The 26990-nt window shown below is 63.0% G+C and carries 29 protein-coding genes; 17 read left to right on the top strand and 12 right to left on the bottom strand.

Going from position 1 to position 26990, the window contains the following annotated elements; all coding sequences use genetic code 11:
• Position 1 precedes the first annotated feature (1 nt).
• On the top strand, positions 2-1342 hold the full coding sequence (gene miaB, locus IRL76_RS08300) for a tRNA (N6-isopentenyl adenosine(37)-C2)-methylthiotransferase MiaB (RefSeq protein ID WP_200980912.1): 1341 nt from the start codon (positions 2-4) through the stop codon (positions 1340-1342).
• Here the strand turns inward: miaB and IRL76_RS08295 are convergent.
• A complete protein-coding gene (locus IRL76_RS08295) occupies positions 1331-1903 on the bottom strand; it encodes a hypothetical protein (RefSeq protein WP_200980911.1) in 573 nt (190 codons plus the stop codon). The two genes, miaB and IRL76_RS08295, sit on opposite strands and share 12 nt — an antisense overlap.
• Positions 1904-2049: 146 nt before the next feature.
• Here IRL76_RS08295 and IRL76_RS08290 point away from each other — a divergent pair, with 146 nt between their 5' ends.
• The 4 genes from IRL76_RS08290 (at position 2050) to IRL76_RS08275 (ending at position 5464) form a co-directional block, all read left to right on the top strand.
• Positions 2050-3081 carry a PhoH family protein gene (locus IRL76_RS08290; RefSeq protein ID WP_246449613.1) on the top strand — a complete coding sequence of 344 codons (1032 nt, stop codon included), beginning with the start codon at positions 2050-2052 and terminating at the stop codon, positions 3079-3081.
• A 1-nt stretch (position 3082) separates the two neighbouring features.
• On the top strand, positions 3083-3571 hold the full coding sequence (gene ybeY / locus IRL76_RS08285) for an rRNA maturation RNase YbeY (RefSeq protein ID WP_200980910.1): 489 nt from the start codon (positions 3083-3085) through the stop codon (positions 3569-3571).
• Positions 3572-3592: 21 nt separating this feature from the next.
• A complete protein-coding gene (locus IRL76_RS08280) occupies positions 3593-4510 on the top strand; it encodes a hemolysin family protein (protein ID WP_200980909.1) in 918 nt (305 codons plus the stop codon).
• Between the two features lie 69 nt (positions 4511-4579).
• Positions 4580-5464 carry a LysR substrate-binding domain-containing protein gene (locus IRL76_RS08275; RefSeq protein ID WP_200980908.1) on the top strand — a complete coding sequence of 295 codons (885 nt, stop codon included), beginning with the start codon at positions 4580-4582 and terminating at the stop codon, positions 5462-5464.
• On the opposite strand, the gene IRL76_RS08270 is transcribed toward IRL76_RS08275, so the two are convergent.
• From IRL76_RS08270 to IRL76_RS08240, 7 genes are all read right to left on the bottom strand, one after another.
• The gene (locus IRL76_RS08270) at positions 5461-6366 is read right to left on the bottom strand and encodes a lysophospholipid acyltransferase family protein (protein ID WP_200980907.1); all 906 of its coding nucleotides are present in this window, start codon (positions 6364-6366) and stop codon (positions 5461-5463) included. The two genes, IRL76_RS08275 and IRL76_RS08270, sit on opposite strands and share 4 nt — an antisense overlap.
• Positions 6338-6760 (bottom strand): Fur family transcriptional regulator, encoded by a 423-nt coding sequence (locus tag IRL76_RS08265; RefSeq protein WP_200980906.1) that lies wholly within the window; start codon positions 6758-6760, stop codon positions 6338-6340. The genes IRL76_RS08270 and IRL76_RS08265 overlap by 29 nt, the downstream gene beginning before the upstream one ends.
• A gap of 75 nt (positions 6761-6835) precedes the next feature.
• Positions 6836-7276: a Ros/MucR family transcriptional regulator gene (locus IRL76_RS08260; protein WP_200980905.1), complete on the bottom strand. Its 441-nt coding sequence runs from the start codon at positions 7274-7276 to the stop codon at positions 6836-6838.
• Between the two features lie 139 nt (positions 7277-7415).
• Positions 7416-7868, bottom strand: coding sequence for a GNAT family N-acetyltransferase (locus tag IRL76_RS08255; protein ID WP_246449611.1), 453 nt, complete (start codon positions 7866-7868; stop codon positions 7416-7418).
• Complete coding sequence (gene tsaB / locus IRL76_RS08250) at positions 7868-8467, bottom strand: tRNA (adenosine(37)-N6)-threonylcarbamoyltransferase complex dimerization subunit type 1 TsaB (protein WP_200980904.1); 600 nt, start codon at positions 8465-8467, stop codon at positions 7868-7870. Before tsaB ends, IRL76_RS08255 begins: the two co-directional genes overlap by 1 nt.
• Before the next feature lie 36 nt (positions 8468-8503).
• Positions 8504-9112 (bottom strand): malonic semialdehyde reductase, encoded by a 609-nt coding sequence (locus IRL76_RS08245; RefSeq protein ID WP_200980903.1) that lies wholly within the window; start codon positions 9110-9112, stop codon positions 8504-8506.
• A 26-nt stretch (positions 9113-9138) separates the two neighbouring features.
• The gene (locus IRL76_RS08240) at positions 9139-9717 is read right to left on the bottom strand and encodes a NifU family protein (RefSeq protein WP_200980902.1); all 579 of its coding nucleotides are present in this window, start codon (positions 9715-9717) and stop codon (positions 9139-9141) included.
• A 99-nt stretch (positions 9718-9816) separates the two neighbouring features.
• Here IRL76_RS08240 and IRL76_RS08235 point away from each other — a divergent pair, with 99 nt between their 5' ends.
• From IRL76_RS08235 to IRL76_RS08210, 6 genes are all read left to right on the top strand, one after another.
• A complete protein-coding gene (locus tag IRL76_RS08235) occupies positions 9817-12753 on the top strand; it encodes a M16 family metallopeptidase (RefSeq protein WP_200980901.1) in 2937 nt (978 codons plus the stop codon).
• A 122-nt stretch (positions 12754-12875) separates the two neighbouring features.
• Positions 12876-14249 carry a class II 3-deoxy-7-phosphoheptulonate synthase gene (locus tag IRL76_RS08230; protein ID WP_200980900.1) on the top strand — a complete coding sequence of 458 codons (1374 nt, stop codon included), beginning with the start codon at positions 12876-12878 and terminating at the stop codon, positions 14247-14249.
• Between the two features lie 148 nt (positions 14250-14397).
• Complete coding sequence (locus tag IRL76_RS08225; protein WP_200980899.1) at positions 14398-15438, top strand: GGDEF domain-containing protein; 1041 nt, start codon at positions 14398-14400, stop codon at positions 15436-15438.
• Positions 15439-15557: 119 nt separating this feature from the next.
• A complete protein-coding gene (egtB, locus tag IRL76_RS08220; protein ID WP_200980898.1) occupies positions 15558-16808 on the top strand; it encodes an ergothioneine biosynthesis protein EgtB in 1251 nt (416 codons plus the stop codon).
• Entirely contained in the window at positions 16808-17806 is a 999-nt protein-coding gene (gene egtD / locus IRL76_RS08215) for an L-histidine N(alpha)-methyltransferase (protein WP_200980897.1), read from the top strand. Before egtB ends, egtD begins: the two co-directional genes overlap by 1 nt.
• Before the next feature lie 5 nt (positions 17807-17811).
• A complete protein-coding gene (locus IRL76_RS08210; RefSeq protein ID WP_246449609.1) occupies positions 17812-18507 on the top strand; it encodes a retropepsin-like aspartic protease family protein in 696 nt (231 codons plus the stop codon).
• Positions 18508-18510: 3 nt separating this feature from the next.
• On the opposite strand, the gene IRL76_RS08205 is transcribed toward IRL76_RS08210, so the two are convergent.
• On the bottom strand, positions 18511-18969 hold the full coding sequence (locus IRL76_RS08205) for a response regulator (protein WP_200980896.1): 459 nt from the start codon (positions 18967-18969) through the stop codon (positions 18511-18513).
• A 142-nt stretch (positions 18970-19111) separates the two neighbouring features.
• Between IRL76_RS08205 and IRL76_RS08200 the strand changes: the two genes are divergently transcribed.
• Both IRL76_RS08200 and trxB read left to right on the top strand, forming a co-directional pair.
• The gene (locus IRL76_RS08200; protein WP_200980895.1) at positions 19112-19891 is read left to right on the top strand and encodes a tyrosine-protein phosphatase; all 780 of its coding nucleotides are present in this window, start codon (positions 19112-19114) and stop codon (positions 19889-19891) included.
• Positions 19892-19954: 63 nt separating this feature from the next.
• Positions 19955-20944 carry a thioredoxin-disulfide reductase gene (gene trxB, locus IRL76_RS08195; RefSeq protein ID WP_200980894.1) on the top strand — a complete coding sequence of 330 codons (990 nt, stop codon included), beginning with the start codon at positions 19955-19957 and terminating at the stop codon, positions 20942-20944.
• Between the two features lie 15 nt (positions 20945-20959).
• Here the strand turns inward: trxB and IRL76_RS08190 are convergent, their stop codons facing one another.
• From IRL76_RS08190 to IRL76_RS08180, 3 genes are all read right to left on the bottom strand, one after another.
• Positions 20960-21388 (bottom strand): MAPEG family protein, encoded by a 429-nt coding sequence (locus IRL76_RS08190; protein ID WP_200980893.1) that lies wholly within the window; start codon positions 21386-21388, stop codon positions 20960-20962.
• Positions 21385-21834, bottom strand: coding sequence for an MAPEG family protein (locus IRL76_RS08185; RefSeq protein WP_200980892.1), 450 nt, complete (start codon positions 21832-21834; stop codon positions 21385-21387). The genes IRL76_RS08190 and IRL76_RS08185 overlap by 4 nt, the downstream gene beginning before the upstream one ends.
• A 69-nt stretch (positions 21835-21903) precedes the next feature.
• Positions 21904-22863, bottom strand: coding sequence for a threonine ammonia-lyase (locus IRL76_RS08180; protein ID WP_200980891.1), 960 nt, complete (start codon positions 22861-22863; stop codon positions 21904-21906).
• Positions 22864-22924: 61 nt separating this feature from the next.
• Between IRL76_RS08180 and IRL76_RS08175 the strand changes: the two genes are divergently transcribed.
• The 4 genes from IRL76_RS08175 (at position 22925) to IRL76_RS08160 (ending at position 26990) form a co-directional block, all read left to right on the top strand.
• A complete protein-coding gene (locus IRL76_RS08175) occupies positions 22925-24136 on the top strand; it encodes a saccharopine dehydrogenase family protein (RefSeq protein ID WP_200980890.1) in 1212 nt (403 codons plus the stop codon).
• A gap of 221 nt (positions 24137-24357) precedes the next feature.
• Positions 24358-24561, top strand: a complete 204-nt coding sequence (locus tag IRL76_RS08170; protein ID WP_200980889.1) for a hypothetical protein — start codon at positions 24358-24360, stop codon at positions 24559-24561.
• Between the two features lie 77 nt (positions 24562-24638).
• Positions 24639-25577 carry a peptidyl-alpha-hydroxyglycine alpha-amidating lyase family protein gene (locus IRL76_RS08165; protein WP_246449605.1) on the top strand — a complete coding sequence of 313 codons (939 nt, stop codon included), beginning with the start codon at positions 24639-24641 and terminating at the stop codon, positions 25575-25577.
• A gap of 66 nt (positions 25578-25643) precedes the next feature.
• The gene (locus IRL76_RS08160) at positions 25644-26990 is read left to right on the top strand and encodes an oxygenase MpaB family protein (protein WP_200980888.1); all 1347 of its coding nucleotides are present in this window, start codon (positions 25644-25646) and stop codon (positions 26988-26990) included.

Raw genomic sequence — 26990 nt, 5'->3', positions numbered from 1 at the left:
CATGAAACCGACCACCACCCCCAGGACCTACAGGGTCAAGAGCTTCGGCTGCCAGATGAACGTCTATGACGGCGAGCGCATGGCCGAGATGCTCGCCGAGCGCGGCATTGCCCCTGCGCCCGAGGGGGAAGAGGCCGACCTTGTCGTCCTCAACACCTGCCACATTCGCGAGAAGGCGGCGGAGAAGGTCTATTCGGACATCGGGCGGCTGCAGAAGGCCGACGGAACCAAGCCGCTGATTGCGGTCGCGGGTTGTGTTGCGCAGGCCGAGGGCGAGGAGATCATGGCGCGCGCGCCTGCGGTCTCGATGGTCGTCGGCCCGCAGGCCTATCACCGCCTGCCCGAGATGCTCGACAAGGCGGTCCAGGGCGAGCGCGCGACCGACACCGACATGCCCGCGATCGCCAAATTCGCGGCACTGCCCGAGCGCAAGAAGATCGGCCCGACCGCCTTCCTGACCGTGCAGGAAGGCTGCGACAAGTTCTGCACCTATTGCGTGGTGCCCTATACCCGGGGCGCGGAAATCTCGCGCCCCTACAGCGACTTGGTTACCGAAGCGCGCAAGCTCGTCGAAGCGGGGGCGAAGGAGATCACCCTGCTCGGACAGAATGTCTCGGCTTGGGGCGGCGAGAATGACAAGGGGCAGCACGTGGGCCTCGCGGGCCTGATCCGCGACCTTGCCGAGGTCGATGGCCTTGCGCGCATCCGCTACACCACCAGCCACCCCGCCGACATGGACGACGCGCTGATCGCCGCGCATGGCGAGATCGACAAGCTCATGCCCTTCCTCCACCTGCCGGTGCAGGCAGGCAGCGACCGTGTGCTCAAGGCGATGAACCGCAGCCACACCGTCGAAAGCTATCTCAAGCTGCTTGAACACTTCCGCACCGCACGCCCCGATATTGCGCTTTCGGGAGACTTCATCGTCGGCTTTCCCGGCGAGACCGATGCCGAGTTCGAAGAGACGTTGAAGGTCGTCGACGCGGTCGGCTACGCGCAGGCCTTCAGCTTCAAGTATAGCCCGCGCCCCGGCACGCCCGCTGCGACGATGGACGGCCAGATCGCCAAGGAGGTCATGGACGAGCGCCTCCAGCGCCTCCAGGCCGCACTCAACCGCGACCAGCACGCCTTCAACGCTGCGAGCGTGGGCAAGACCTGCCAGGTGCTCGTCGAGCGCAAGGGCAAGCATCCGGGCCAGTGGCTGGGCAAGTCGCCCTGGCTACAGAGCGTGTGGTTCGAGGGCGACTTCGCTATCGGCGATCTTGTCGAGGTGGAGCTGGTCGAAGCTGGTCCGAACTCGCTTGCCGGCGCCCTGCGCCAGATGGTTGCGCTAACCGTCTGAGGGTGTCTCGGCTTCCAGCTTGGTCATCACCGGCTCTTCGGCAATGACCTCGGCGCCCGTCTTGTCCGTCATCTCCGCCGGCGCAACCGTCGGGTTTGGCGGGTAGGCCTTGCCGTCGAACTTCAGAAGGGCATTGCCGGAAGCGCCGCCTCCACCACTAATCGCGACAGTAATGTCCTTCCAGCCATTGCTGCTCGTGTCCATCACCGTGATGGGCGTGCGCGAAACGCTGATTTCGCCGACCTTCTCCCACATCGGACCTGCCGGGGTCAGGATGAGTGTGTTGCAACCGCCCGTGCCGCAGAAATAGGGCGTTATCAGATAGACGATCGCCTCGTCCGCTCCGTCACCATTCAGGTCGCTCCAGGCGAGAGCGTACTGCATCGGGGACGCATCCGGATATTCCTGAAGCAGGAAATGCTTGATGTCCTCTTCGGCATTGGCCGGGGCGGGTGATACGGCCTCGCTCGATTCTGTTGCACTTTCGTCAGGCGCGGGTGAAGGAGAGCCACTGCAGGCGGCAAGAGCAATGACGGCGAGCGGTAGGAAGTATGAGCGCACAAGTTTGCTCCTTTGGACTTGCAGGCCAATCATGCTCCGACGCTTCCAAGGTTGCAACTCGGTGACTTTCCACTGCCACGTGATGGCACCCAACTTGCCTCTGGTGCGTTGAAGCCTAGACTCCGAGTCGCAAACGAAAGGAGCCCATGGCCCGCAAACCTGCCCGGGAGGCGCTACCCGCCTTCTCACCATCGCCAAGCCCGCAACGCGAGATCCGCCGGGCACAGGTCGATATAAGCTTCGACAACCAGAGCCTGCTTGGCGCGCTCTTCGGACAATTCGATGCGAACCTGGTGCAGGTGGAAAACCGGCTCGGCGTGTTCATCTCCGCCCGCGGCAACCAGCTGCACATCGAAGGGCCCGAGGACAGCGTTGCCCGCGCGCGTGATGTGCTCAAGGCGATGTACGACCGCCTCGCCATCGGGCAGGACCTCGATGCCGGCGCGATCGAGGCGGTAATCGCCATGTCGGATGAACCGACCTTCGACGGCATTGTCGACGCGGACATCAAGGGTCCGCCGATCATGATCCGCACGCGGCGCAAGACCATCGTGCCGCGCAGCGCCATGCAGGCGACCTACATGCGCAGCCTAGTGCGCGACGACATCATCTTCGCGCTTGGCCCGGCGGGTACCGGCAAGACCTATCTCGCCGTGGCGCAGGCGGTGGCGCAGTTGATCACAGGCAGCGTCCAGCGCCTGATCCTCTCGCGTCCGGCGGTGGAAGCTGGCGAGAAGCTCGGCTTCCTCCCCGGCGACATGAAGGACAAGGTCGATCCCTACCTGCGTCCGCTCTACGACGCGCTCTACGACTGCATGCCGCCCGAACAGGTCGAGCGGCGGCTGGCCAGCGGCGAGATCGAGATCGCGCCCATCGCCTTCATGCGCGGCCGCACGCTGGCCGATGCCTTCGTCATCCTCGACGAAGCGCAGAACACCACCCGCGAGCAGATGAAGATGTTCCTCACCCGCTTCGGCCAGAACAGCCGCATGGTCGTCTGCGGCGACCCGCGCCAGGTCGACATTCCCGGCGGCGACCGCATGAGCGGCCTGGCCGACGCGGTCGAGAAGCTCGAAGGCGTAGAGGGTTTCGGCACCATCCGCTTCACCGCCGCAGACGTCGTCCGCCACCCGATCGTGGGCCGGATCGTCGAGGCGTACGAGGGACCCGCGTCCTGAAGTGGAACTCGACATCGAGATAGATGGCTGGCCGTCCGGCACCGATTGGGCTGGACTGGCGGAGCGGGTTGCTCTTGCTGCTGCGGAGGTGGAATCCGCCTTGGGCAATCCTCGCCTGAGCGCCAGCCTCCTTTTCACCAGCGATTCCGAGGTTCACGAACTCAACCGCGAATGGCGGGACAAGGACAAGCCGACCAACGTGCTGTCCTTCCCCATGCTGGAGCGCGAAGAGTTGCTCGGTCTCGCTCCAGAAGGGCCGCCCGAAATGCTCGGCGATCTGGCTCTTGCCTATCAGACATGTGCGAATGAAGCACTCGATAAGGGTGTTCCGCTCGCCGAACATGCCTCCCACCTGATCGTGCATGGCCTCCTCCACCTTGCCGGCCATGATCATGTCGACTCCGACGAGCAGGCCGAGGCGATGGAGGCCCTGGAAATCGCGGCGCTTGCAAAACTGGGCATCGCCGACCCATATGGGGATCGCAACTGACTGGAGCGCATTGTTAGGGCCATGCCCGATTCGCCATCACCCGCGGGAGACGCGGACAGTAGAAGCGGGCTATGGCTCGCAATCCGGAAATTGTTCGATCCCGACGCCGGCGAGCGGTCCCTTCGCGCGCAGCTGGAAGAAGCGATCGACGAGCACGAGGGCGAGAACGGCCATGCCGCGCCCCAGAACAGCGGCACCGGCGACCTGTCGCAGGTCGAACGCCAGATGCTGCGCAACCTGCTGCATTTCTCCGAGCATGATGCCGACGACGTCGCCGTACCGCGCGGCGAGATCGTGGCGATGAACGCCGATGCCAGCTGGGACGAGCTCGTCGCGACCTTCGCCGAACACGGCCATTCGCGCATGCCGGTCTATCGCGACCAGCTCGATTCCGTGATCGGCATGGTCCACATCAAGGATATTTTCCCGTTCCTGGCGAAGGGCGATACGCCGCCGGCCGACTGGACGGTGCTGATGCGCCAGCCGCTGTATGTGCCGCAGACGCGCAACGCGCTCGACGTGCTCGCCGACATGCGCCAGCAACGCATCCACCTTGCCATCGTGGTCGACGAATTTTCGGGCACCGACGGCCTCATCACGATCGAGGATCTGGTCGAGGAAATCGTCGGCGATATCGAGGACGAGCATGATGACGCACCCGAGGAATGGATCGTCCCCATCGGGGCGGGCATGTGGGATTGCGACGCCCGCGCAGAGCTCGACGATGTTGCCGAAAAGGTCGACCCGGTGCTCGCCGAGGTCGAGGAGTCGGTCGACACGCTTGGCGGCCTCGCCTTCGTCCTTGCGGAACAGGTGCCGGAAGTTGGTGCCATCCTTGAACACAAGAGTGGCTGGCGGATCGAGGTCACCGACGGTGACGAGACCCACGTAACGCGCCTGCGTCTCCACCAGCCGGAAGAGGCGCTCGACGCCAAGTAATCGACGCTTGCAGAAAATCGTACATTGAGGGTCGACAGGCGCGCTTGCGAGCAATAGTCCGCAAGCCGCATGGCAACCCGTCGTCTTCCTCCCCTGCGCGCCCTCGAAGCCTTTGTCCGCACTGTCCGGCTTGGCTCGGCACGCGCGGCGGCCGACGAACTTGGGCTTAGCCCTTCGGCGCTCTCGCGTCGGATCGGCAACCTTGAAGATTTCGTCGGCAAGAAGCTGTTCACCCGCGCCCGCCAGTCGATGCAGCTGACCGATGACGGACATGCCTTTTACGAGGCGGTCAACCCGCAGCTCGAGGCTCTTGCCCGGGCAGTGGAGAGCCAGTCGGAAAACCTCTCACTCCTGCGCCTGCATCTTGGCGTGCTGCCCCTGTTCGGAACCCAGCGACTGTTTCCGCGGCTGGGCGAGCTCCGCGCGCGGCATCCTCTCCTGCACATCGACATCGACACGGGTCCGCATCTCGAAGACCGGGTGGGCGATGTCCTCGATGCCGCCATAATCCTGTCACGCGGACCCGAACGAGGACTTCACGCGGTTCGGCTTGACTACAACAAGGTCCACGCAATCTGCAGTCGCGAGATGAAGGAGAAGCTGGGCGACGCGCCGACGGCGGAGCTGCTCGCGAAGCAGACCTTCCTGGTGCACAACGAACTGCCCGAAAGCTTTTCCGCCTGGAAGGCAGAACTCGAAATGCCGGATCTCGAACCGGCTGCCATCGACCATTTCGACTCCGGCCAGATCATGCTTGAGGCTGCAGCGCAAGGTCTCGGCATCGCTATCATGCACGACGACCACCTTCGCCGTGCGCACGACAACCGGCTGGCGCAGGTATACGACATTGAGGTCGAAAGCCCCTACAGCTACTGGTTTGTGTGCAAGCCTACTGCGCTCGAAGAACGGCCAGTGAGGCTATTCCACGACTGGCTGGTCGGCGCGGGTCTCTAGCTTTCGGTCGTGCCGTCTGCCTTGGGGCGATAGCGCACAGCATCGACTACATGCTCGAAATCGCGCAAGGGCTTGCCCAGCGTAGCGACCAGTGCCGCTTCGATTTCCTCGCGCGCCTTCGACGCAATCGCCTTGCGCCCGCGGTGATCCTCGGGGCTGAAGGGTTCGAGAAAGGTGATGGTCAAGCGGAAGGTTCCTCGTCGCGCCATGATCCGCTTTGCATTGTTGACCCCACTTTCCTCACCGATCCAGCCTATTTCCTCGGCGACCGGACCGTAGTCGAGCATCACCGGCTGGACCATCACGCCTGGCGGAGGCGGTTCGAGGACCGACAGCATGGACGATTTGAACGGCAATAGGGAATGACCATCCGTCACCGTTCCTTCGGGAAACACGGTGACCGACCAGTTGTCCTGCAGCGCCTCCTTCAGCGCGTTGATCTGCTCGGCGACGCCCATGCGGTTTTCACGCTTGACGAAGACCGTCCGGTTAAGGCGGCAAAGCCAGCCGATGACCGGTACTTCGGAAAGCTCCTGCTTGGCGACAAATGCCGTGCCGCTGGCACCGGCCAGCGCCAGGATGTCGATCCATGAGATATGGTTGGAGATGAAGAAGACATCGCGCCGCAGCGGCGTCCCGATGGTGCGCACCCTTGCACCAACAATGCGCGCCGCAAAACGCAGGAACCACATGGGGAAGGGGGAGCCATAGGCGAAGACACGATATAGGTAGTGAAGTGGAACAAGCACGACCAAGACAGCCACGATGGCGAACATGCGCAGTCCGAAGCGCACCCAGCCCATTGGCGATAGCACGGTCGGCTCACCGCGCGCGGCCGCAAGTCGCTTCTCGGTGTAGCGCGCGAGGCGCCGCTCAGCCTTCGCGGTCGAGGCGGACGCCATAGAGCTCGAGCCGGTGGTCGACGAGGCGGTAGCCGAGTTTTTCGGCGATCTGCTTCTGCAGCGCCTCAATCTCGGGATCGACGAATTCGATGACCTTTCCGGTCTCCACGTCGATGAGATGGTCGTGATGTGCTTCTGGCGCCGCCTCATAGCGGGCACGCCCGTCCCCGAAATCGTGGCGGTCGAGGATGCCGGCTTCCTCGAACAGGCGCACCGTGCGGTAGACGGTCGCAATGGAAATGCCGGAATCGATCTTGTTCGCGCGTTCGTGCAGCATCTCGACGTCGGGGTGGTCTTCGCTTTCGGACAATACGCGGGCGATTACTCGCCGCTGCTCGGTGATGCGCAGCCCCCTGTCCGCACACAACTGCTCAAGATCGATCTTCTGGTGCAATGATGCTTCCCGAATGAAAAACGCCCCGTACCCTTATCGGGCCGGGGCGTCTTCCTCAAGGCGAACCGAAGGGCCTTATGCGGCCTTTTTCTTGCGACCGCGCTTCTGGCCGGGTTTGCGGCCAAGTCCGATCTTCACCGCCAAGTCACGGCGGGTTGCCGCATAGTCGGGTGCTACCATCGGATAGTCGGACGAAAGGTTCCAGCGTGCGCGATACTCTTCCGGGGTCATGTTGTGCTCGGTTGAAAGATGTCGCTTGAGCATTTTCATCTTTTTACCGCAGTCGAGACAGACAATGTGATCTTTCTTCACTGAAGAACGAACCGAAACGGCGGGGTCGGGCGTCTCGACAGTGACAGTCGAATTGCCGCCAAGACCCGCAAGGGCCGAATAGACATTGGAAATCAGGGCAGGCACCTCGTCTACCGAGACGCTGTTGTTGCTCACGTGGGCCGCGACGATATCAGAAGTGAGCGTAATGAGCGTCTCCGCCATGTCCGTCTCGAAATTATCCATCGAGTCTTAATCCTCTTCACACAGAATTATTGGTGCGACCCCGGTTTCTGCATGAGATTGTATAAAATCGACAAGACTTAGTAAACACCAATATCCATTGATATTTTTGGCGCAAATCTACAACTTTCGTGTCGCGTGGTTACAATTTCCGCCCAAAGGTGATGGCATCGAGGCTCTCGCCATCGGCCGTCCGGTAGTAGGCGCGGCGCCTTCCGATGGGTTCGAATCCGCAGGACGAGTAAAGACTCGCTGCAGGATTATTATCGCGCATCTCGAGGAAAACCTGGTCGGCTCCATTGGCGCGCGCAGTGCGGAAAAACCACTCGATCAACGCCTTGCCGATACCCCTTTGGCGAAATTCGGGGCGCACACCAACCAGCAGGAGTTCTTCTTCGCCCGGTGCCCGCCGGGCGAGGATGAAGCCGGCAGCTTTTGCATCGCCTTCAAGGGGTTGCTGTTCCTCATCCATCAGGAGGGCATAGGTGTGGGGCAGCGTCAACGAACTCTCGACCTGGCTACGGGTCCAGGCTTCGCGCCAGTGCGGATCGAAGGCGGTCTCCATGACAGCCATCAACTGGTCGATTTCGCTCATTAACCGGGCAGCTTCGCGTCTGGGCTCCGTCCGTAAAGCGGACTGAGCAGCGGGGTAAATTGTCCTGGATCAATTCGTAATAGATGTTGTGCGTCCGGAAGTATTTCAGAAATTTCGTACGTGTTTCCGGTCGAATCGCCTAGTGCTGAGGCGCGATTGCCGACAATGAGGGGTTGCAGAACCGCATTCGCAGCGTCTTCCGGGGGCAGCGAGCGGACTTTGTCCATAGCCTCTCCGCGACTGTCGAAGTTCTGAACGAAGAATTCGCCATGACCTCCGTTCATGCAGACTGTGGCACCGCGACCCGCCATCGCCGCCACAAGCGCCAACGTGGGATAGCCCATCACCTCTGCACCCCACGCGATTGCCAGCGCCCGAGCGGTTGCGAGGCCGATGCGAACACCGGTGAAGCTGCCGGGGCCAAGCGACACGCGGATCGCGTCGGCGCGCCCTTTTCCGGGCAGTTCCGCGATCATCGGTACCAGACGCTCGGCATGGCCGCGACCGAGCACTTCGTGGCGCGCGTCGAGGAGCTGGCCGTCCTCGAACAGCGCTACCGAACAGGCTTCTGTCGCCGTTTCTATCGCGAGAATACGCATCGCCCGGCCCTGCCCGAGTGGACGGCGCGCTTCAAGTCAGTCGATGCGGTTGAACTTGTCGAAATCGGGCCGCGGGCTGCGATCGAAGATGCTGGCCGGATCACCATAACCGATTGAACAGATGAAGTTGCTGCGATGGCGCGGCTCGTCGGCGAAGAAGGCCTTGTCGACCGCTGCATTGTCGAATCCGGACATCGGCCCGCAGTCGAGGCCGACCGCGCGTGCGGCCAGCATAAGGTATGCGCCCTGGAGTGAGGAATTGCGGAAAGCACCGGTCTTGCGGCCTTCCTCGTCGCCTTCGAACCAGCTCTTGGCGTCGGTGTGCGGGAACAGCCAGGGCAGCTCTTCGTGGAAATCGATGTCGTAGCCGATGATCGCCGTGACGGGAGCGGCAAGGATCTTGGCCTTGTTTCCTTCCGAGGCGAGGTCTGCAAGCTTCTGTTTCGCCTCGTCGGACTTGACCCACACGATCCGCGAGGGCTGCATGTTGGCCGAGGTCGGCGCCATCTTCATCAGCTCGTAGATCGCGTGGATCTGATGGTCGCTTACCGGCTTGTCGAGCCAGTCGTTGTAGCTGCGCGCATCGCGGAATAGCTGGTCGAGCGCGGAATCCGGAAGGGTATGGTCGTGGTACTGCGTGGTCATGAAGGTCCTCGGGCGGGAAGGGGAGGTCAGGCGGCGCGGACTTCAACGACCTCGGGGACGTAATGTTTCAGCAGCCCTTCGATGCCGTGCTTGAGCGTCGCGGTCGAGGAGGGACAGCCCGAACAGGCACCTTGCATCTGCAGGTAGACGATCCCGTCACGGAAACCGCGATACTGGATATCGCCGCCGTCGCCGGCCACGGCCGGACGCACGCGCGTTTCGAGCAGTTCATTGATCTGCGCGACGATGTCGGCGTCTTCCTCGCGCTCTTCCACCAGCATTTCGCTGTCGGCAGGGACAGAGATTCCGCCGGCGGTGCCGGGGGCGAAAAGCGGGGCTTCGGAGACGTAGTGATCGAGCAGGATTGCGAGCACTTGCGGTTTCATTTCCGACCAGCTGGCGCCCGGAGCGATGGTAACCGAGATGAAATTACTACCGAAGAACACGTTGGTGACTTCGCCGGTGTCGAAAATGGCCTGCGCCAACGGACTGGCTTCGGCCGCTTCCGGAGTGGAGAATTCGCGCGTTCCGCTGCCCATGACCTCCTGGCCGGGCAGGAACTTCAGGCTCGCCGGGTTCGGCGTCGTTTCGGTCTCGATGAACATGGACTGCGATGTAGGAGCGGGCAGGGCACCGGACAAGCAAAGAAGCGTTTGTTCAATGTTCACTGTCCCTTCACTTCAACGGACCCTATAACTCCCGTCATGGCTATTCTAACGCGCGCCGTTCGGCGTCTCGCGCTCGTCCTTCCCCTCGCGCTGCTCGCCCCGCAGGCGATTCATGCGCAGGACCCTGCGCCGGCAACTCCGGCCTACCTGACCAAGGAAGGGCAGACGCCGTGGATTTACGAGGGCAGCGACGTCCCGCGCGACGAGGAGTGGATTTTCGGCAAGCTGCCCAACGGCGTTCGTTACGCCGTGCGCAAGAACGGGGTGCCGCCCGACCAGGTCTCCATCCGCGTGCGCATCGATGCCGGCTCGCTCTACGAGGACGATAGCGAACGCGGCTTTGCCCACCTGCTCGAACACTTGCTGTTCCGCGAAAGCCAGTACCTCGGACCGGCGATGGCGATCCCGACATGGCAGCGCCTCGGCGCGACCTTCGGCAGCGACACCAACGCCGAAACCAGCCCGACGCACACCGTCTACAAGCTCGACCTGCCCAATATCGATGCGAAGAAGCTGGCGGAGAGCATGAAGATCCTTTCGGGCATGGTGCGCGCGCCCGTGCTGTCCGACGCGAATGTGAAGGCTGAAGTGCCCATCGTCCTTGCGGAAAAGCGGGAGCGCGGTGGGCCTCAGCAGCGCGCGGCGGAAAAGACCCGCGAGACCCTGTTCGCCGCCCAGCGACTTGCCGACCGGCTGCCGATCGGGACCGACGAGACGCTCAATGCTGCGACCGGCGCGACAGTGAGTGCATTCTACAAGCGGTGGTATCGACCGGAAAACACGGTCATCGTTGCAGTCGGCGATATCGATCCGATGCAACTTGCCGCAGAGGTCGAAAAGTATTTCGGCGACTGGAAGGGCTCTGGTCCCTCGCGCCCCGCACCCGATTTCGGCGATCCGAAGGCACCCAAGGGTGCAGATCCGGCCAATCCGGTTGGCGAAGTGGCGGCGATCGTGGAGCCCGGCACGCAGCGCAATTTCACCTATGCGATCATGCGCCCGTGGCGTCCGGTACAGGATACCATCGCCTATAACGAAGGGCTGCTGCGCGACACGCTTGCCCAGGCGCTGATCAACCGCCGCCTCGAGGCGCGTGCGCGTGCTGGGGGCGACTACCTGTTCGCGCAGGTCCAGCAGGACGATGTGAGCCGGTCCACCGATGCGACCTTCGTGGCTTTCGCTCCCCTCACCGGAGACTGGAAGGCCGCACTGGCAGATGTACGCGCGGTCATTGCCGACGCGTTGATCAATCCGCCGACGCAGGAAGAGATCGACCGCGAGGTCGCCGAGTTTGCCTCGATCTTTGCGAGCTCGGTCGAACAACGTCGCGTCATGGCGGGTGCGAAGCTTGCCGACGACATCGTCAATGCAGTCGACATACGCGAAACCGTTGCCGCGCCGGAGACGGTCCTGACAGTCTTTGAATCGATGAAGAAGACGCTTACTCCGCAGCAGCTTCTCGATCATACGCGGCAGCTCTTCTCGGGGAGTGTCATCCGCGCCGCTTACCTCACGCCCGAAGCCGGCGAGGCAAGCGAGGCTGCAATCCGTGACGCACTCAAGGCTCCGATCGAGGCGGCTTCGGACGCGCGGATCGCAGCGCAGGAAATATCGTTCGCCGACCTGCCTGCCATCGGTGCACCGGGCACGATCACCCAGCAGGGTGCTCTCGGCGTGCTCGACATCGAGCGGGTCGATTTCGCCAACGGTGTGCGGACCATCCTCTGGGCCAACGATGCCGAACCGGGACGCGTGTCCGTGAAAGTTCGCTTCGGCGGTGGCTGGCGTTCGATCGGACCTGACGACGCCGCCTACGCGACTCTTGGACAGATGGCGCTGGTCGAAGCGGGCGTGGGTGAACTCGGGCAGGAAGAGCTCGACCGTATCACGACCGGGCGCCGCATGGGTTTCGACTTCGCGATCGGCGATGGGGTTTTCACCTTCCTCGGCCAGACCCGCGGACAGGACCTTGCCGATCAGCTCTATCTCTTCGCCGCCAAGCTCGCCATGCCGCGCTGGGACGCGAACCCGATCGTGCGTGCGCAGGCAGGCGCGAGGCTCGCATACGAAAGCTATGCTGGCACTCCGGCCGGCGTCATCAATCGCGACCTCGAATACCTGCTGCGCGCAGGCGATCCGCGCTACAAGACGCCCGATCCGGAGATGCTCGCCAAGGCCACTCCCGAAGGCTTCCGCAAGATGTGGGAGCCGCTGTTGAAGCAGGGGCCGGTCGAAGTACTGGTCTTCGGCGATTTCAACCGCGACGAAGCAATTGCGGCGCTGACCAAGACGTTCGGCGCACTGCCGCCGCGCGAAGCGCTGCCAGCCGCCGTGCTTTCCAACAAAGCGACCTTCCCGAATTCGGGCGAAACGGTCGTCCTCCATCACATGGGCGAAGCCAACCAGGCTGCGGCTGCCATAGCGTGGCCAGGCGGGGCCGGGGTGGAGAACCTGCGCGAATCGCGCCAGCTCGAAATCCTCACCCAGCTGTTCAACAACCGCCTGCTCGACGCCATGCGTGAACGGGCGGGCGCCAGCTATGCGCCGGTGGTGAACAACCAGTGGCCGACCGACGTCGACAGCGGTGGCCGCATCACCGCCTTCGCCCAGCTCCGGCCCGAGGACGTTCCGGCGTTTTTCCAGGCAGCCGACAAGATTGCCCGGGACCTTGCCACCACGCCGCCAGCCACCGACGAGCTCCAGCGCGTGACTGAGCCGCTGCTGCAGTACCTCAACCGCGTTTCGACCGGGAACCTTTTCTGGCTCTACCAACTCGAGGGATCGACCCAGGACCCCATGCGCATCGCCCTGCTGCGCTCGCTCCTCGTCGATTTCACCGAGACCACGCCCGAAAAGATGCAGGCGCTGGCGCAGAAGTATTTCGGGACGGCTGGCTGGCGCCTTGCCGTGATCCCCGAAGGTCAGAAGCTGGCGACACGGGTTACGGCGACGCCGGCGGAAGCAGGACGCTGATCCGAACACGGCAATCGGCTTTTTGGGCTGGCCAAGCAAAAGCTGCTTGCTCCATTATGCCTGCTCGTCTGCTGTGAGCGGGCAAATCGGCGCGAATTCCCGCGCCACAACTGGAATTGGTAATGGCGACGAACTGGGCACCCGATAGCTGGAAGGAATTCGAGGCAAGGCACTTGCCCGAATATCCCGACGCAGGCGCGCTCGATGCCGCCACCTCGACGCTCGAAACGCACCCGCCGCTCGTGTTTGCGGGCGAGGCGCGCGCGCTGAAGGCCGACCTTGCCGAAGTGGCGGAAGGCAAGGCGTTCCTGCTGCAGGGCGGCGATTGCGCCGAAAGCTTCGCCGAATTCCACCCGAACAACATCCGCGACACCTTCCGCGTGCTGCTGCAGATGGCGGTCGTCATGACCTTCGCCAGCAAGAAGCCGGTGGTGAAGGTCGGGCGCATGGCTGGCCAGTTCGCCAAGCCGCGCAGCTCGCCCACGGAAACGCAGGGCGATGTCACCCTGCCGAGCTACCTCGGCGACAATATCAACGGCATCGACTTCGACGCCGACCAACGCATCCCTGATCCGCAGCGCATGGTGCGCGCCTATTCGCAGGCCGCCGCCACGCTGAACCTGCTCCGCGCCTTTGCCAACGGCGGCTACGCGAACCTGCGGCAGGTCCACCAGTGGACGCTCGAGTTCATGGGCCGCAGCCCGTGGGCGGACAAGTTCAGCGACGTTGCTGACCGCATCGGCGAGGCGCTCGACTTCATGGAAGCCTGCGGGATCAGCCCCGAGACGCTACCGCAGCTTCGCGGCACCAGCTTCTACACTAGTCACGAGGCGCTGCTGCTCCCCTACGAACAGGCGCTGACCCGTCGCGACAGCCTGACCGGCGACTGGTACGACACCAGCGCGCACATGGTCTGGATCGGCGACCGCACCCGGTTCGACGGCAGTGCGCATATCGAATTCTGCCGCGGCATTGGCAATCCGCTCGGCATGAAGTGCGGACCGAGCCTCGAGACAGACGCCCTGCTGCGCCTGCTCGACACTCTCAATCCGGCACGCGAGGCGGGACGCATCACGCTGATCAGCCGCTTTGGCCACGACAAGGTCGAGGAAGGCCTGCCGCGGCTCGTGCGCGCAGTGAAGCGCGAAGGCCACCCGGTGGTCTGGAGCTGCGACCCTATGCACGGCAATGTCGTCAAGTCGGACAGCGGCTACAAGACGCGCCCATTCGACCGCATACTGAGCGAGGTGAAGGGTTTCTTCGCCGTACACCGTGCGGAAGGCACGCACCCGGGCGGCGTCCATGTCGAAATGACCGGCCAGGACGTGACCGAGTGCGTGGGCGGTGCGGTTGCGATTACCGACGAAGCCCTCGCGGACCGTTACCACACGCATTGCGACCCGCGCCTCAATGCGGCGCAGTCGCTCGAATTGGCCTTTCTCATCGCCGAGATGTTGAACGAGGAACAATCTGTCCGCCGCGCCGACGCGGCCTAGGGGATTCTACCGAGGCCGGCTTGCGAGCCGTGTTTTGACCTAGAAGTCTATGCGGGCCTCCCAACCCCCGGAGGTTCGATTGCGCTTGCGCTGGCTTTGCATAACGGGACTGTTCAGCCTCTGGGCAATTTTCGTCCTGCCGGCGACGATGACTTTCGCCCGCGATCAGCGTCACGAACTTCCGCTACTGATGGTCGCGACTGCACTGCCGATTGGTGTCATGCTTCTCCGCCACTTCGCGCTGTCGATGCGTCTCTACCGTCGGAACAGGGAACTTCAGGAAAAGGTCACCCAACTCCAGCTGGCCGAACAGCTCGCCGGTGTCGGTCGCTGGAGCGTCGACATCGCCACCCGGCGTCATCGCTGGTCCGAGGAAGTCTGCACCATCGTTGGCGTACCGCCGGGCACTCCGCCGACCGACGACCTGCTCGCGGGATTGCTGGTCGACGGACTGAAGCAGATGGAGACCACCTTCTATTCCCACCGCACCGATCGCGAGCCCTTTATCGTCGAATTCGAGGTGGAAAATCCGCGCCGTGGAACGCGAATCCTGCGCGCCAGGGCCAGCAACTCCTTCTCGGCCGAGGGAGCGCGCGAACAGGTGTTCATGGTCGTCCAGGATGCAACGGACGAATACCTCCGCGTCGCGGCCGCGGAACGCGAACGTGCCGAAGCTGTCGCGCGCGAGGAGGAGGCACAGCTCCTCGCCAACACGGATGTTCTTACCGGCTTGGCCAATCGCCGCGCCGCCATGGCGACGTTAGATCGCGCGATAATGACTGCGCGGCGGTGTAGGGGGGAATTGGGTCTGATCGTCTTCGACATCGACCATTTCAAACAGGTCAACGACGAGCATGGCCACGCCATCGGCGATCGTGTGCTCGCCGAAGTGGGTCGGATTGCGGCTCGGAATGCGCGCGACGGGCAGCTTGCCGCGCGCATCGGGGGCGAGGAATTCCTGATGATTCTCGCCGGGGCGCCGGAACTCGCCGTGACGGGTGCGGCCGAGCGTTTGCGGTTGGCGATCGAAGCCGGGACGAGCATGGCTCCGCTGCCGAATGTCACGGTCAGCGTGGGGCAGGCCATGCTCGGGCCGGGCGACACGAGCCTGAGTTTGTTCGCCCGTGCCGACGAGGCGCTGTATGCGGCAAAAAGGGGCGGACGAAACCGCGTCGCGCTCGCAGCATGATGTATCAAATGATTGATTGGTGAAAGAATTTTCGCGGAAGCCTTTAAACCGTCACCGATATGCGCCATCATCGCAAATGGTTGCCGCGACCTGGCAGCCGTTGCGCCGAGGGGGACCCCATGCCCCATCCTGAGCAAGTCCCTGCTTTCGCCGACGCGCCGCTCAAGGCGCGCTACCGCGCCGTGCGCGCGCTGTCCGAAGCACTCGTTGCCCCGCTGTCCGAAGCCGATGCCACCATCCAGTCGATGGAAGATGCGTCTCCCGCCAAGTGGCACTTGGCGCATGTCACGTGGTTCTGGGAAACCTTCCTGCTTCGCGACCATCTGGCCGGCTATGCGCTGTTCGACGAGCGCTGGCCCTTCGTCTTCAACTCTTACTACGAGGCGGAAGGGGAGCGGATCGCGCGCTTCTCGCGCGGGATGTTGTCCCGCCCGACGTTGGCGCAAGTGCTCGAGTGGCGCGCCCATGTCGATGCGGCGATGGAACTGCTGTTTGATCGCAAGGAGTTGCAGCCGCTGATCGAACTCGGCCTTGCGCACGAACAACAGCACCAGGAACTGCTGCTCACCGACATCAAGCATGCGCTCTTCCAGAACCCGCTCGGCGTGGCGATGTGGGAGGACACTGGAGCCGCGGCAGAGGCCTGGTGCGACGGATGGTTCGGACACCCGGGCGGGGTGGCGCGGATTGGTCACCAGGAACCCGGCTTCGCCTTCGACAGCGAGGGACCCGCACACCGCGTCCTGCTTGAGCCTTTTGCCCTGTCCTCTCGTCTCGTGACGAATGCGGAGTGGGCGGAGTTCATAGCCGACGGCGGCTACGAGACACCGACCTTGTGGCTTTCCGACGGCTGGGCCTGGGTGCGCCGGGACGACATCCGCGCGCCGCTCTACTGGCGGGAGGAAGAGCACTTCACCCATTCAGGCTGGCAACCTCGCCTTGCCGAAGCGCCGGTCACACACATTTCCTATTTCGAGGCGGACGCCTTCGCGACCTGGTCCGGTAACCGCCTGCCCACCGAATTCGAATGGGAAGCCATCGCCCGCGGGCAGGAAGGGGAGGAACAGGCGCATGATCCCAGCGGCGGCAACCAGCTCGACAGTGCTGCACCGCCATTGCCTGTGGGCAGTCCCGGGCTGTTCGGCGACTGCTGGCAATTTACCCGCTCGGCATACTTGCCTTATCCGCGCTTCAAGCCTGCCGGGGGCGCCGTGGGCGAATACAACGGCAAGTTCATGAGCGGCCAGTTCGTCCTCAAGGGTGCCAGCTGCGCCACCGCGCGCGGCCATTCGCGCCCGAGCTATCGCAATTTCTTCTATCCGCACCAGCGGTGGCAGTTCACCGGCCTGCGGTTGGCGAGGGACGTGTGATGCGGACCGAACAAGGCATTGCCATCGTCGACCGTGACGAGGACGGCGTCGACCGCGCATTCCGCGCGGATGTCCTCGCCGGTCTGCGCCAGCAGCAGAAGGCTGTGCCCGCTCGCTGGTTTTACGACGAGGCGGGTTCGCAGTTATTCGAACAGATCACCGGGCTCGAAGAATACTACCCGACGCGTGCGGAGACCGAAATCCTCCAGGCTCGAGGAGCCGAGTTCGCAGATCTCATCGGGCCCGACCGAGCTGTGGTGGAGTTCGGCTCGGGAAGTTCGGTCAAGACGCCCCTACTGCTCGAGACAATCGAGCCCGCCGCCTACGTCCCCCTCGATATCTCGGGCGATTTCCTGCGCGAGAGCGCCGCCGCGCTTGGCGAGAAGTTTCCCGGCCTGCCGGTTCATCCGGTGGAAGCGGATTTCATGCGCCGCGTCGCCTTGCCCGACGATGTCGCGCCGCTGAAGAAACTGGGGTTTTTCCCCGGCTCCACCATCGGCAACATGGTCCCACGGACGGCTGTCGATCTGCTGCGGTCGATGCGCGCCACGCTGGGTGCCGACGATGGCGAGGCACCGCTGCTGCTGATCGGCATGGACCTGGTAAAGGACGCCGCAACCCTCGAGGCAGCCTACGACGATGCACAAGGCGTAACGGCCGCATTCAACCTAAACCTCGTCCATCGCATCAATCGCGAGCTCGACGGCACGATCCCTGTCGATGCCTTCGCCCACGTTGCGCGCTGGAACGATGATTTCGCACGCATCGAAATGCATCTCGAAGCCAAGCGCGACATCGCCTTCGACGTGTCCGGGCGGCGTTTTTTCATGAGGAAGGGCGAAACCATCCATACGGAGAACAGTCACAAGTTCACCCGCCGCAGCGCGAACATTCTGTTGCTGGCAGGCGGCTGGACCCCGTTGGAACGCTGGCTCGACAAGGGCGAACGGTTCGCACTGATCCTTGCCCGCGCGACCGAACACCGCGACGCGCCCTGACATTCATGGACGCGCCACGCGTCGCTTCCTATATCCTCGCCATGGACATCGGACCCGTTTTTTCTGCCGCCGCAGACACGTTGAGAGCGATACCGCGCTCTGAATTGCTGATGGCCGCAGTTGCGGCGATGGTCATCGGCTGGATTGGCGCTCTCGTCGCAAAGCGAACCGCGCTCGGTGGTATCTTGAAGACCGCAAGCTCCGTGGCGTTGGGCGCAATACTGCTAACGGTGGTGCTCCAGCTCTCCCGGTTCGATCCCCGTTTCGATGTCGCCGTTCCGCAGATTGGCCTGCCGGAACAGGTCGTGGCCGGCGGCGAGACCCGGATCCCGATTTCTCCCGACGGCCATTATTGGGTCCGGGCCCAAGTCAACGGCGTTCCGGGCAACTTCATGATCGACACCGGCGCCACGCTAACCGCGATTTCCGAGCCGCTTGCCGAGCGTGCCGGACTTGAACCGCGCAGGGGAGGGATACCCATCATGCTGGGTACCGCCAACGGCACAGTGCAGGCCTATGTTTCGACGGTAGAGAGTCTCACCTTCGGCAACATCAACGCCAGTGGTACGGATGCCGCAGTTGCGGCGAACTTCGGCGACTTCAATGTCATCGGGATGAATGTGCTTGCACGACTGGGGTCATGGCGGGTCGAAGAGGGGACGCTGATCCTCGTGCCCAAGGCTGCTGATCGGATCGATTGATCCTCAGACGGCGCGGGTGACGAAGCCGTCTTCCCGCCCGCGACCTGCATTGTATTCCATGACCTCGCGGAGTTCACGGTGGGCAGGGCGTCCCTCGCGCGAATGCAGCACCAGCTTCACCGTGTGGAGCAGAAACCGTCTGTCGAAGGGTTTGCGGACATATGCCTGCGCGCCGCCGTACATTGCCGCGGCTTCGTCCTCGGCGCCCTGTATCGCGGTAAACATGATGACGGGCAGGTCATAGTTGCGCGCCGATTGCCGCACTTCCCGCAGTACCTGCCGTCCACTCATGCCCGGCATGTCCTGGTCCAGTAGCAGCAGGTCGGGCCTGCGCCACTTGAGCAACTGCAGCACCTTGTCGCCATCCGTCACCCATCCGCAGGCGTGACCCGCCTCTATCAGGATGTTGGCGGCGAGCTCGGCCACGATTTCATCGTCGTCGACGATCAGGATATGCGCCATGGGCAATACTCCGGTCTTTCGATATTCCAGTGGCTTACCTGCGGAGGGTTCGTTCCGCCTATCCGGTTGGCTACGTAATATTGCGCGCTAGGCAGGCGCGCAGACATTGCGGGCGGCCCGCACGAGTGCCACTTGTCTCCCGATGATTCGCGATCCTTTCCTCGTCACTCAAGGCATTCACAACTTCCGCGACTATGGCGGTTGGGAGACGCGTGGGCGCGAGCGCGTGAAGAGTGGGCTGCTGTTCCGATCCGGCCAGCACGTCGATGCGACCGATGAGGACCTCAAGGCGATTGCGGACCTCGACATTCGCACGGTCATCGACTTGCGCGGCACCTCAGAGCGCGAACGCAATCCGTGCCGACGGGTCGAGGGCTTCGACGGCGAAGTGCTGTTCTATGATGGCGAAACCACTTCCAGCCCACCGCACATGGATGTCGAACCGGGCGCCACTGCATCGGATTTCGCCCGCCAGCGGATGATCGCCGTCTATACTCGCATGCCCCACAATCCCGCCATGATCGACATGTTCGGTCGCTATCTGAATGTGCTCGCAGAGCGCGACGGTGCGAGCCTTGTCCATTGCTTTGCCGGCAAGGACCGCACCGGCATCGCGGCGAGCATGCTGCTCCACATCCTTGGCGTGCCTGAGGAATTGCAGCGCGAAGAATTCCTGCGCACCAACAAGAGCCCGACGTTCGATGTCCTCGTCCAGCAGTCACTGCCGGGTATCGAGGAACGCCTTGGCCGCAAGCTGGAAGTGGAACAGGTCCGCGACCTCCTGGAAGTGCGCACCGAATACCTCGACACATTCCATGCGGAGGTGCGCCGCGACTATGGCGACTTCGACAGGTACCTGACCGATGTCATAGGTGTGGATGAACCGTTGCGCGAACGGCTCAAGGGCCGGTTCCTCGCGTGACTCTCGGCGCGCGGCTTCCCATATAGCCGGGCATACCGAGATTCTGACCTTACGAGACTAGATATGGCTACCCACCGCACAAAGATGCTCATCATCGGCTCCGGCCCTGCCGGATATTCCGCCGCCATCTATGGTGCGCGCGCGATGATGGAGCCGATCGTGGTGCAGGGCCTGCAACCCGGCGGCCAGCTGACCATTACCACCGATGTCGAGAACTATCCCGGCTTTGCCGACGTCATCCAGGGCCCATGGCTGATGGAACAGATGCAGAAGCAGGCCGAACATGTCGGCACGCGGATGATGTGGGACACGATCGTCGACGTCGACCTCGCAAACGGCTCGCCTTTCAAGGCCATTGGCGACAGCGGCGATGAATACGTTGCCGATGTGCTGGTCATTGCTACTGGCGCGCAGGCCAAATGGCTCGGTGTCCCGGGCGAAATGGAACTCGGCGGCAAGGGCGTCTCGGCCTGCGCGACCTGCGACGGGTTCTTCTATCGCGGCAAGAAGGTCGCGGTGATCGGCGGCGGCAACACTGCGGTCGAAGAAGCGCTCTACCTCACCAACCATTCGGACGACGTGACGCTGATCCACCGCCGTGACGAGCTGCGGGCAGAGAAGATCCTTCAGGAACGCCTGTTCAAGCATCCCAAGATCAAGGTCCTGTGGAACAAGACCGTCGATAGTTTCGAGGCTGGCGCGACGGGAACCCTTGGTCACCTTAACCTGCGCGACACGGTTACGGGCGAGGCTTCCCGGTTCGAAGCGGACGGAGCCTTCGTGGCGATTGGCCATGCCCCGTCGACCGAGCTGTTCAAGGGCAAGCTGCCGCTCGACGAAAGCGGTTACCTGCTGACCGAACCTGGCTCACCTAAGACAGCCATCCCGGGCGTGTTCGCGGCCGGCGACGTTACCGATCATGTCTATCGCCAGGCCGTTACGGCCGCGGGCATGGGCTGCATGGCCGCGCTCGACGCAGAGCGTTTTCTCGCGGGCCTGGAAATCGATGCCGACGGCCACGCCCAGAAAGTGGAAAGCGTGGCCGCCGGATAAACGCCTCGAGGTGCGTCAGAACACCGCGATGGCGGCGTGAAGCACCAGAGCCATCAGCACCAGGCTGGACAGCGCGAACAACACGAACCGCACGAGTACGCGATTGGCGGTCGCCTGGACCAGCGAGTGCGCGACGCGCAGGCCGACATAGATCCACGCCAGCAGGGCATTCAGCCCTTCGCCCTGACCGATGATCGCGAGCACGATCGCGATGGCATAGAATACCGTCGGCGCTTCGTGCAGGTGGTTGTAGTTGTCGGCCTTCCAGCTCACGCTGTCGGGCAGTTCCGCGCGCAGGCTGGCACCGGTTGAACCGACCATCTTGGTCCCGTCGATGCCCGCCTTGCTCATTGCCGGGATGCGTGTGAGGTACATCCACCACCACATGATCATCGTCCAGCCGGCGAGTGCGACGACGGGTTGCAGGATTGCTGACTGGATCATGCGAGAGCTCCCGGATCGGCGAAGACGGTCAGCATGACCGCCCGGTACGCGAGGTACACCAAAGCGAAGGTGGACAGCAGGAACAGCATGAAGCGGATCGCGACCACGTTGACGGTTGCCTGCCAGATCGAGTGGATGATCCTCAGGGCCACGTAGATCCAGGCCGCCAGCGTATCGACAGCGCTGGCGCCCATCAGAGCGATGATCACAACCGCCGGGTAGAAGATGGTCGGCTGTTCCATCAGGTGGGCGTAATTGTGCGACTTCCACTGCACGCTGTCGGGCAGGACGCCCTCGAGGTCCTGGCCGCGACCGCCGGGCTTGGCCTTGGAAATGTCCATGCCGCTCTTCGACATGGCCGGAAAGCGCGTTCCCGCGGTCCAGAACAGCATGACGAGCGACCACGCAATGAGCACCGCTGCGGGCGCCAGCATCTGGGCTTGCATTGTTTTTTCCCCTCCTATCCGACCCTTGGCAGGAATCTGCGATGGAGCGGGGGGATTGTCAAACGCAACCTATCCGCTGGCGAGCGTCTGCGCGAAGCTCTGCATGTCGGTATTGCCGCCGGTCAGCATGATGACAGTATCGGCATTGACCGGCACCTTGCCGGACAGAGCCGCCGCCAGTGCCGCAGCGCCGCCCGGTTCCACGACCAGGCGAAGGTTGCGGAACGCGAACCGCTGGGCTTCGCGCACTTCGTCGTCGGTCACCGCCACCCCGGGCTCCGCACGGCCGAGCAGGACGGCAAGGTTGATATCTTTCGTGGCGTCGGGCTGCAGGGCGTCGCAGATAGTCTTGGGCGGATCGGCGGCAACGCGGACGATTTCGCCCGCAGCAAGAGACTGGCCGACCATGTCCCAGCCTTCCGGCTCGACGGGATGGATTGCACTGGTCGGGCAGGCGAGGGCGAGGCCTGCCGCAAGGCCACCCCCACCGCAGCACGCGATGAAGCGCGAAGGCGTGCGACCGAGTTGTTTCTCCGCTTCGATACCGGCACTCCCCTGTCCCTCGATTACCCAGGCATCGGCAAATGCATGGACCAGTGTCGCACCGCTTTCCTCGATGAGCCGCGCGGCAACTTCGTCGCGGTCCTCGCCCGGCCTTTCATACAGCACTACTTCGGCACCAAGCGCGCGGGTTGCATCGAGTTTCACCTGTGGCGCGTTGCGCGGCATGACAATTGTGGCTGGTATCCCCAGCCGCCGCGCTGCCCAAGCGACACCTTGCGCATGGTTGCCGGAGGACACGGCAACCACACCGCGCGCCCGTTCCTCCTCCGACAGCGCGGACAGGCGATGCCACGCCCCCCTGATCTTGAACGCGCCCACGGGCTGCAGCACCTCAGCCTTGGCCCAGCATTGCACGCCGCCGATGTCGACCGGCATCAGCGGCGTCGGCGGCAGGATCGCAGCAATCTTTTCATAGGCCTCGGCGACGCCTTCGCGGGTCGGGTTGCGTGAAGAGTCTCGGATCATTTGGCGCGCTTAGCGCATTTCGCTAGGGGAGCGCCAAGATTCGAATTCGGAGAAGTGAAACATGTCGACAGTCCTCGTGATCGGTGCCGGAGGCGTCAGCTCGGTCTGCGTCCACAAGATGGCGATGAACAAGGATATCTTCGGGGACATCCATCTCGCCAGCCGCACGCGTTCCAAGTGCGACGCGATTGCCGCCAGCGTGAAAGAGCGCACCGGCGTGGATGTCGCCACCTACGAGATCGATGCCGAGGAAGTCCCGGCGATGATCAACCTGATCAAGAAGATCGGCCCCAGCCTCGTCGTCAACCTGGCGCTGCCATACCAGGACCTGCCGATCATGGACGCCTGCCTTGCTGCCGGCGTCGACTACCTCGACACGGCCAATTACGAGCCGAAGGACGAGGCCAAGTTCGAATACAGCTGGCAGTGGGCATACCATGATCGCTTCAAGGAAGCGGGGATCATGGCGCTGCTCGGTTCGGGCTTCGACCCGGGCGTCACCAGCATCTTCACCATGTGGCTCAAGAAGCACAAGCTGAAGACGATCCGCACGCTCGACATTCTCGACTGCAACGGCGGCGACCACGGGCAGGCCTTCGCCACCAACTTCAACCCCGAAATCAACATCCGCGAAGTGACCGCGCCTGCGCGCCACTGGGAGAACGGCGAGTTCGTCGAGACCCCGGCCATGGGCAAGCGCGTCGAGTTCGACTTCGAGGCGGTCGGCCCCAAGAACATGTACATGATGTACCACGAGGAGCTGGAGAGCCTCGCCAAGTTCAATCCTGAGATGGAGCGTGCGCGCTTCTGGATGACATTCGGCGACGAATACATCAAGCACCTCACCGTGCTCCAGAACGTCGGCATGACCAGCATCGAGCCGATGAAGTACAAGGGCGTAGAGATTATCCCGCTCCAGTTCCTTGCCGCCGTGCTGCCCAAGCCCGAAACGCTGGGCGAAACGACCAAGGGCAACACCAACATCGGCTGCATCGCCACCGGCGAGGCGCTCGACGGATCGGGCGAGAAGACGTTCTACATCAAGAACATCTGCAGCCATGAGGCCGCTTACGAGGAGACCGGCAACCAGGCGGTCAGCTACACTACCGGTGTTCCGGCGATGATCGGCAGCGCAATGGTGGTGCAGGGCATCTGGAAGGGCGAGGGTGTGTTCAACGTCGAGGAAATGGATCCCGATCCCTTCATGGACATGCTTAACCGGCATGGCCTGCCGTGGACGGTCGAGGAACTCGACGGACCGGTCGAGTTCTGATGCCTATGCGACGGACGCTGACTTTCTGCGCCGTCGCCTTCGCATTGGCAGCTTGCGATCCCCAGTTCGGGTCGAAAGCGCCAGATGTCACCAAGTCAGGGGAGGTCGCGGAGACGCGACCTAATCCGCCCCCGCGTCTGCCAGTTGGAAATGCTGGCCGTATGTCCGACGAGGAGGCAGCTCTGTGTATTGAAAGCGGCGGCACACCCAGTCCGCAAGGGATGATTCAGCACGAAATGTGCGTCATCCAGTACGGCGATGCAGGCAAGAGCTGTTCCGACAGCGATGAGTGCGAGGGCTATTGCTATGCGGAAGAGGCCGGCGATATTACGGTCGCTGGCAAGTGTTCACCAAGCAATGTACCCTTCGGATGCTATGCCATCGTGCGAAAAGGCAAGGCTGATGCAGTCATGTGTCGCGATTGACGGGAGGGCAAGGGGCTGGTGAACCGATACTGCATTCAGCTGCGCAAGACGGTAACCGGACTTATGGAAGCATATCCGTGCGGGCTTTGATAATCGGGGTCATTGCTTGTGCGCTCGCGGCCTGCAACCAGGCTCCTCCCAAGGAGGAGGTGCCCAAGCTGGCGGTCGATGCCGGCTGGCCGACGATACCCGCCGATGCCAAGTTCGGCGAGGTCAGCGCGGTCGATGTCGACAAGGAAGGAAACATCTTCGTCCTGCATCGCGCCGGGCGGGTGTGGGAGGAGCCCTTCCCCGCAGAACCCATCGCCGAACCGACGGTCTTCATGTTCTCGCCCGAAGGAAAGCTTCTGGCTCGCTGGGGCGCGGGTTTGTTCGTCATGCCCCATGGCATTTCCATCGACGCCGATGACAAGGTCTGGATCACAGATGTCGGACGCGAGCAGGTATTCCGTTTCAGCCACGACGGGCAGCAGGAGCTCGTGATCGGCGAACGCGGAGTCAGCAAGCAGGACGCGACACACTTCGGCCGACCCGCGGACGTGGCGTTTCTGGGAGACAATGTGCTCGTTGCCGATGGCTATGTGAATACCCGCATTGCCGAGTTCGACCGCGAGGGGCACTTCATCAGGGACTGGGGCGACTTCAATATCGCCCACGCGGTCGCGGTGGATGACGGGCACATCTACGTCGCCGACCGCGAGAACGGGCGCATCCAGATCTACTCCTTCGACGGGAAGCTGGTCGAGAGCCGCGTCTCCCCTGGCGGCAACCACACCTATTCGATCAAGCCGCTTGGCAACGGTCGACTCCTGGCGGTCGAAGGAAGGGATGGAGCGGATCGCAAGGGTGCTGTCATCCGCATCTACGCCGCCGACGGGGCGATCGAGCGCTCCTTCGATGTTGGCTTGCCGGGTGTGGATGCGAGCCTTGGCCATGACCTCGCGGTCGGAGCGGACGGCAAGGCCTACGTCACCGACGTGCCCGGCGGTCGCTTGGCTCGTTTCTCTCTGCCGTAGTGAGCTCGCAGCACTCGCTTGACGATTTTATCAAGTGATATAATTTGAGTCGGGAAAGGAGCCGCCATGGCTACGCTCGCACTCGATTCCGACTTTGCGCCCAAGAACGATCCGCTGCCTGCCGAGGTGCTGGCGCAGCGCGATGATATTCCGCGCATCTATGGCAACGTGGACTTCGCCGTCATGCCCGAGCGGTTCTCCACCGATCTGGCGGACAAAGTTGAAATGCCTCCGCGATTCCTCTCGCGCCGGGCGGAACTGCTTGCGGACGAAGACTGCCTCGAGACGATCAGGGCCTACACCATGACGGGTGACCGGACGGCCGACGCCTATGCCGCGCTGATGCCCGAGTTCGGGTTCCGTCGTCTCGTCGACATGCTCGACCTCGCTTGCGACGAAGGGCTCGAGGCTGTCGAGGACGCACCTGCAGAGCTGTCCGCATTCATCGGCGCAATGGAAGAAAAGCCCGATTGGCTCGACATTGAGATGGTGGAGCAAGGTGCCCGGCAGGAGCGCAATGCCCACGTTCACCTGACACCCTTTGTGCTGCGCGGGGCTTTCATCGCGACCTTCATGAACAAATACAGTGCGCTTCCAATGGCGCTGACCGGTACGCTGTCGAACAACACCGCCGCGCGCCGTGCATACGAGACAGGAAGTTTCTTCACCTCCACGCTGATGCCCGGGGCCCTGCGGCGCGATGGCGCGGGCTTCAAGGCGGCGGCCAAGGTTCGCCTGATGCACTCGATGGTGCGGGCCAACATCATGCGTAGCGGCAATTGGGACGTCTCGGTGTTCGGCATACCGATCCCGCAGGTCGACCAGATGCCCGCAGGCCTCATCGGCACCTATCTGATGGCACGCGAAGTGCTCGACAGCGGGCGCGAGACATTCACACCCGAAGAACGCGCCAAGGTTGAACTGGCGCGTTACCGTTGCTTCCTCCTCGGCCTGCCCGAAGACCTGCTGAGCGACACACCGCGAGGGATCGAGAAGCTTTGGCTTACCCGCCAGGCGACGTTGCGCGCGGAATTCGACCCGGAGACCTGCGGTGCCCTGCTGCGCGCAACAATGGCGGCGGAAATGACGCAGGGCCGAGGTCCAATGGCCGGGGTCAGGCGGTGGATGGAGGGCGGCTTCTCCAAACTGTTCTTCATCGAACATTTCATGGGCGGCGACCGGGCGCTGGCCGCCAGCGTGGGCGTGACCATGAGCGCGATCGACAAGCTCGCCGCACTGACGGCAGTGGCTTTCGTCCATGGCCGGATCCGGTGGTTCAAACTGCTTGATGCAATTCCGGTCACACGAGATTGGGCGGACCGTCGCCTGGTCGGCAAATTGGCCAGGCTGCTCAAGACCTACGGCCATGCCGACTTCATCACCGACGCGAGCAAGTACAAACCATCGGTCTGA

It is taken from the genome of Qipengyuania soli (genome assembly GCF_015529805.1).
Lineage (GTDB): Bacteria > Pseudomonadota > Alphaproteobacteria > Sphingomonadales > Sphingomonadaceae > Qipengyuania > Qipengyuania soli.
The sequence above is the reverse complement of the archived record's forward strand: the minus strand, read 5'-3'. Positions and strand labels throughout refer to the sequence as shown.

Bases quoted from the DNA above. Each gene is read 5' to 3' on its own strand.
- trxB (WP_200980894.1), top strand. From the start codon at position 19,955: ATGGCTACCCACCGCACAAAGATGCTCATCATCGGCTCCGGCCCTGCC.
- IRL76_RS08270 (WP_200980907.1), bottom strand. From the start codon at position 6,366: ATGGCGTCCGCCTCGACCGCGAAGGCTGAGCGGCGCCTCGCGCGCTAC.
- IRL76_RS08210 (WP_246449609.1), top strand. From the start codon at position 17,812: ATGGACGCGCCACGCGTCGCTTCCTATATCCTCGCCATGGACATCGGA.
- IRL76_RS08205 (WP_200980896.1), bottom strand. From the start codon at position 18,969: ATGGCGCATATCCTGATCGTCGACGACGATGAAATCGTGGCCGAGCTC.
- tsaB (WP_200980904.1), bottom strand. From the start codon at position 8,467: ATGCGTATTCTCGCGATAGAAACGGCGACAGAAGCCTGTTCGGTAGCG.
- IRL76_RS08185 (WP_200980892.1), bottom strand. From the start codon at position 21,834: ATGCAAGCCCAGATGCTGGCGCCCGCAGCGGTGCTCATTGCGTGGTCG.
- IRL76_RS08190 (WP_200980893.1), bottom strand. From the start codon at position 21,388: ATGATCCAGTCAGCAATCCTGCAACCCGTCGTCGCACTCGCCGGCTGG.
- IRL76_RS08280 (WP_200980909.1), top strand. From the start codon at position 3,593: ATGCCCGATTCGCCATCACCCGCGGGAGACGCGGACAGTAGAAGCGGG.
- IRL76_RS08160 (WP_200980888.1), top strand. From the start codon at position 25,644: ATGGCTACGCTCGCACTCGATTCCGACTTTGCGCCCAAGAACGATCCG.
- IRL76_RS08200 (WP_200980895.1), top strand. From the start codon at position 19,112: ATGATTCGCGATCCTTTCCTCGTCACTCAAGGCATTCACAACTTCCGC.
- IRL76_RS08260 (WP_200980905.1), bottom strand. From the start codon at position 7,276: ATGGATAATTTCGAGACGGACATGGCGGAGACGCTCATTACGCTCACT.
- IRL76_RS08230 (WP_200980900.1), top strand. From the start codon at position 12,876: ATGGCGACGAACTGGGCACCCGATAGCTGGAAGGAATTCGAGGCAAGG.
- IRL76_RS08235 (WP_200980901.1), top strand. From the start codon at position 9,817: ATGGCTATTCTAACGCGCGCCGTTCGGCGTCTCGCGCTCGTCCTTCCC.
- IRL76_RS08255 (WP_246449611.1), bottom strand. From the start codon at position 7,868: ATGAGCGAAATCGACCAGTTGATGGCTGTCATGGAGACCGCCTTCGAT.
- egtD (WP_200980897.1), top strand. From the start codon at position 16,808: ATGCGGACCGAACAAGGCATTGCCATCGTCGACCGTGACGAGGACGGC.
- egtB (WP_200980898.1), top strand. From the start codon at position 15,558: ATGCCCCATCCTGAGCAAGTCCCTGCTTTCGCCGACGCGCCGCTCAAG.
- IRL76_RS08240 (WP_200980902.1), bottom strand. From the start codon at position 9,717: ATGTTCATCGAGACCGAAACGACGCCGAACCCGGCGAGCCTGAAGTTC.
- IRL76_RS08245 (WP_200980903.1), bottom strand. From the start codon at position 9,112: ATGACCACGCAGTACCACGACCATACCCTTCCGGATTCCGCGCTCGAC.
- IRL76_RS08175 (WP_200980890.1), top strand. From the start codon at position 22,925: ATGTCGACAGTCCTCGTGATCGGTGCCGGAGGCGTCAGCTCGGTCTGC.
- IRL76_RS08275 (WP_200980908.1), top strand. From the start codon at position 4,580: ATGGCAACCCGTCGTCTTCCTCCCCTGCGCGCCCTCGAAGCCTTTGTC.
- IRL76_RS08290 (WP_246449613.1), top strand. From the start codon at position 2,050: ATGGCCCGCAAACCTGCCCGGGAGGCGCTACCCGCCTTCTCACCATCG.
- IRL76_RS08170 (WP_200980889.1), top strand. From the start codon at position 24,358: ATGATTCAGCACGAAATGTGCGTCATCCAGTACGGCGATGCAGGCAAG.
- IRL76_RS08180 (WP_200980891.1), bottom strand. From the start codon at position 22,863: ATGATCCGAGACTCTTCACGCAACCCGACCCGCGAAGGCGTCGCCGAG.
- miaB (WP_200980912.1), top strand. From the start codon at position 2: ATGAAACCGACCACCACCCCCAGGACCTACAGGGTCAAGAGCTTCGGC.
- IRL76_RS08225 (WP_200980899.1), top strand. From the start codon at position 14,398: ATGACTTTCGCCCGCGATCAGCGTCACGAACTTCCGCTACTGATGGTC.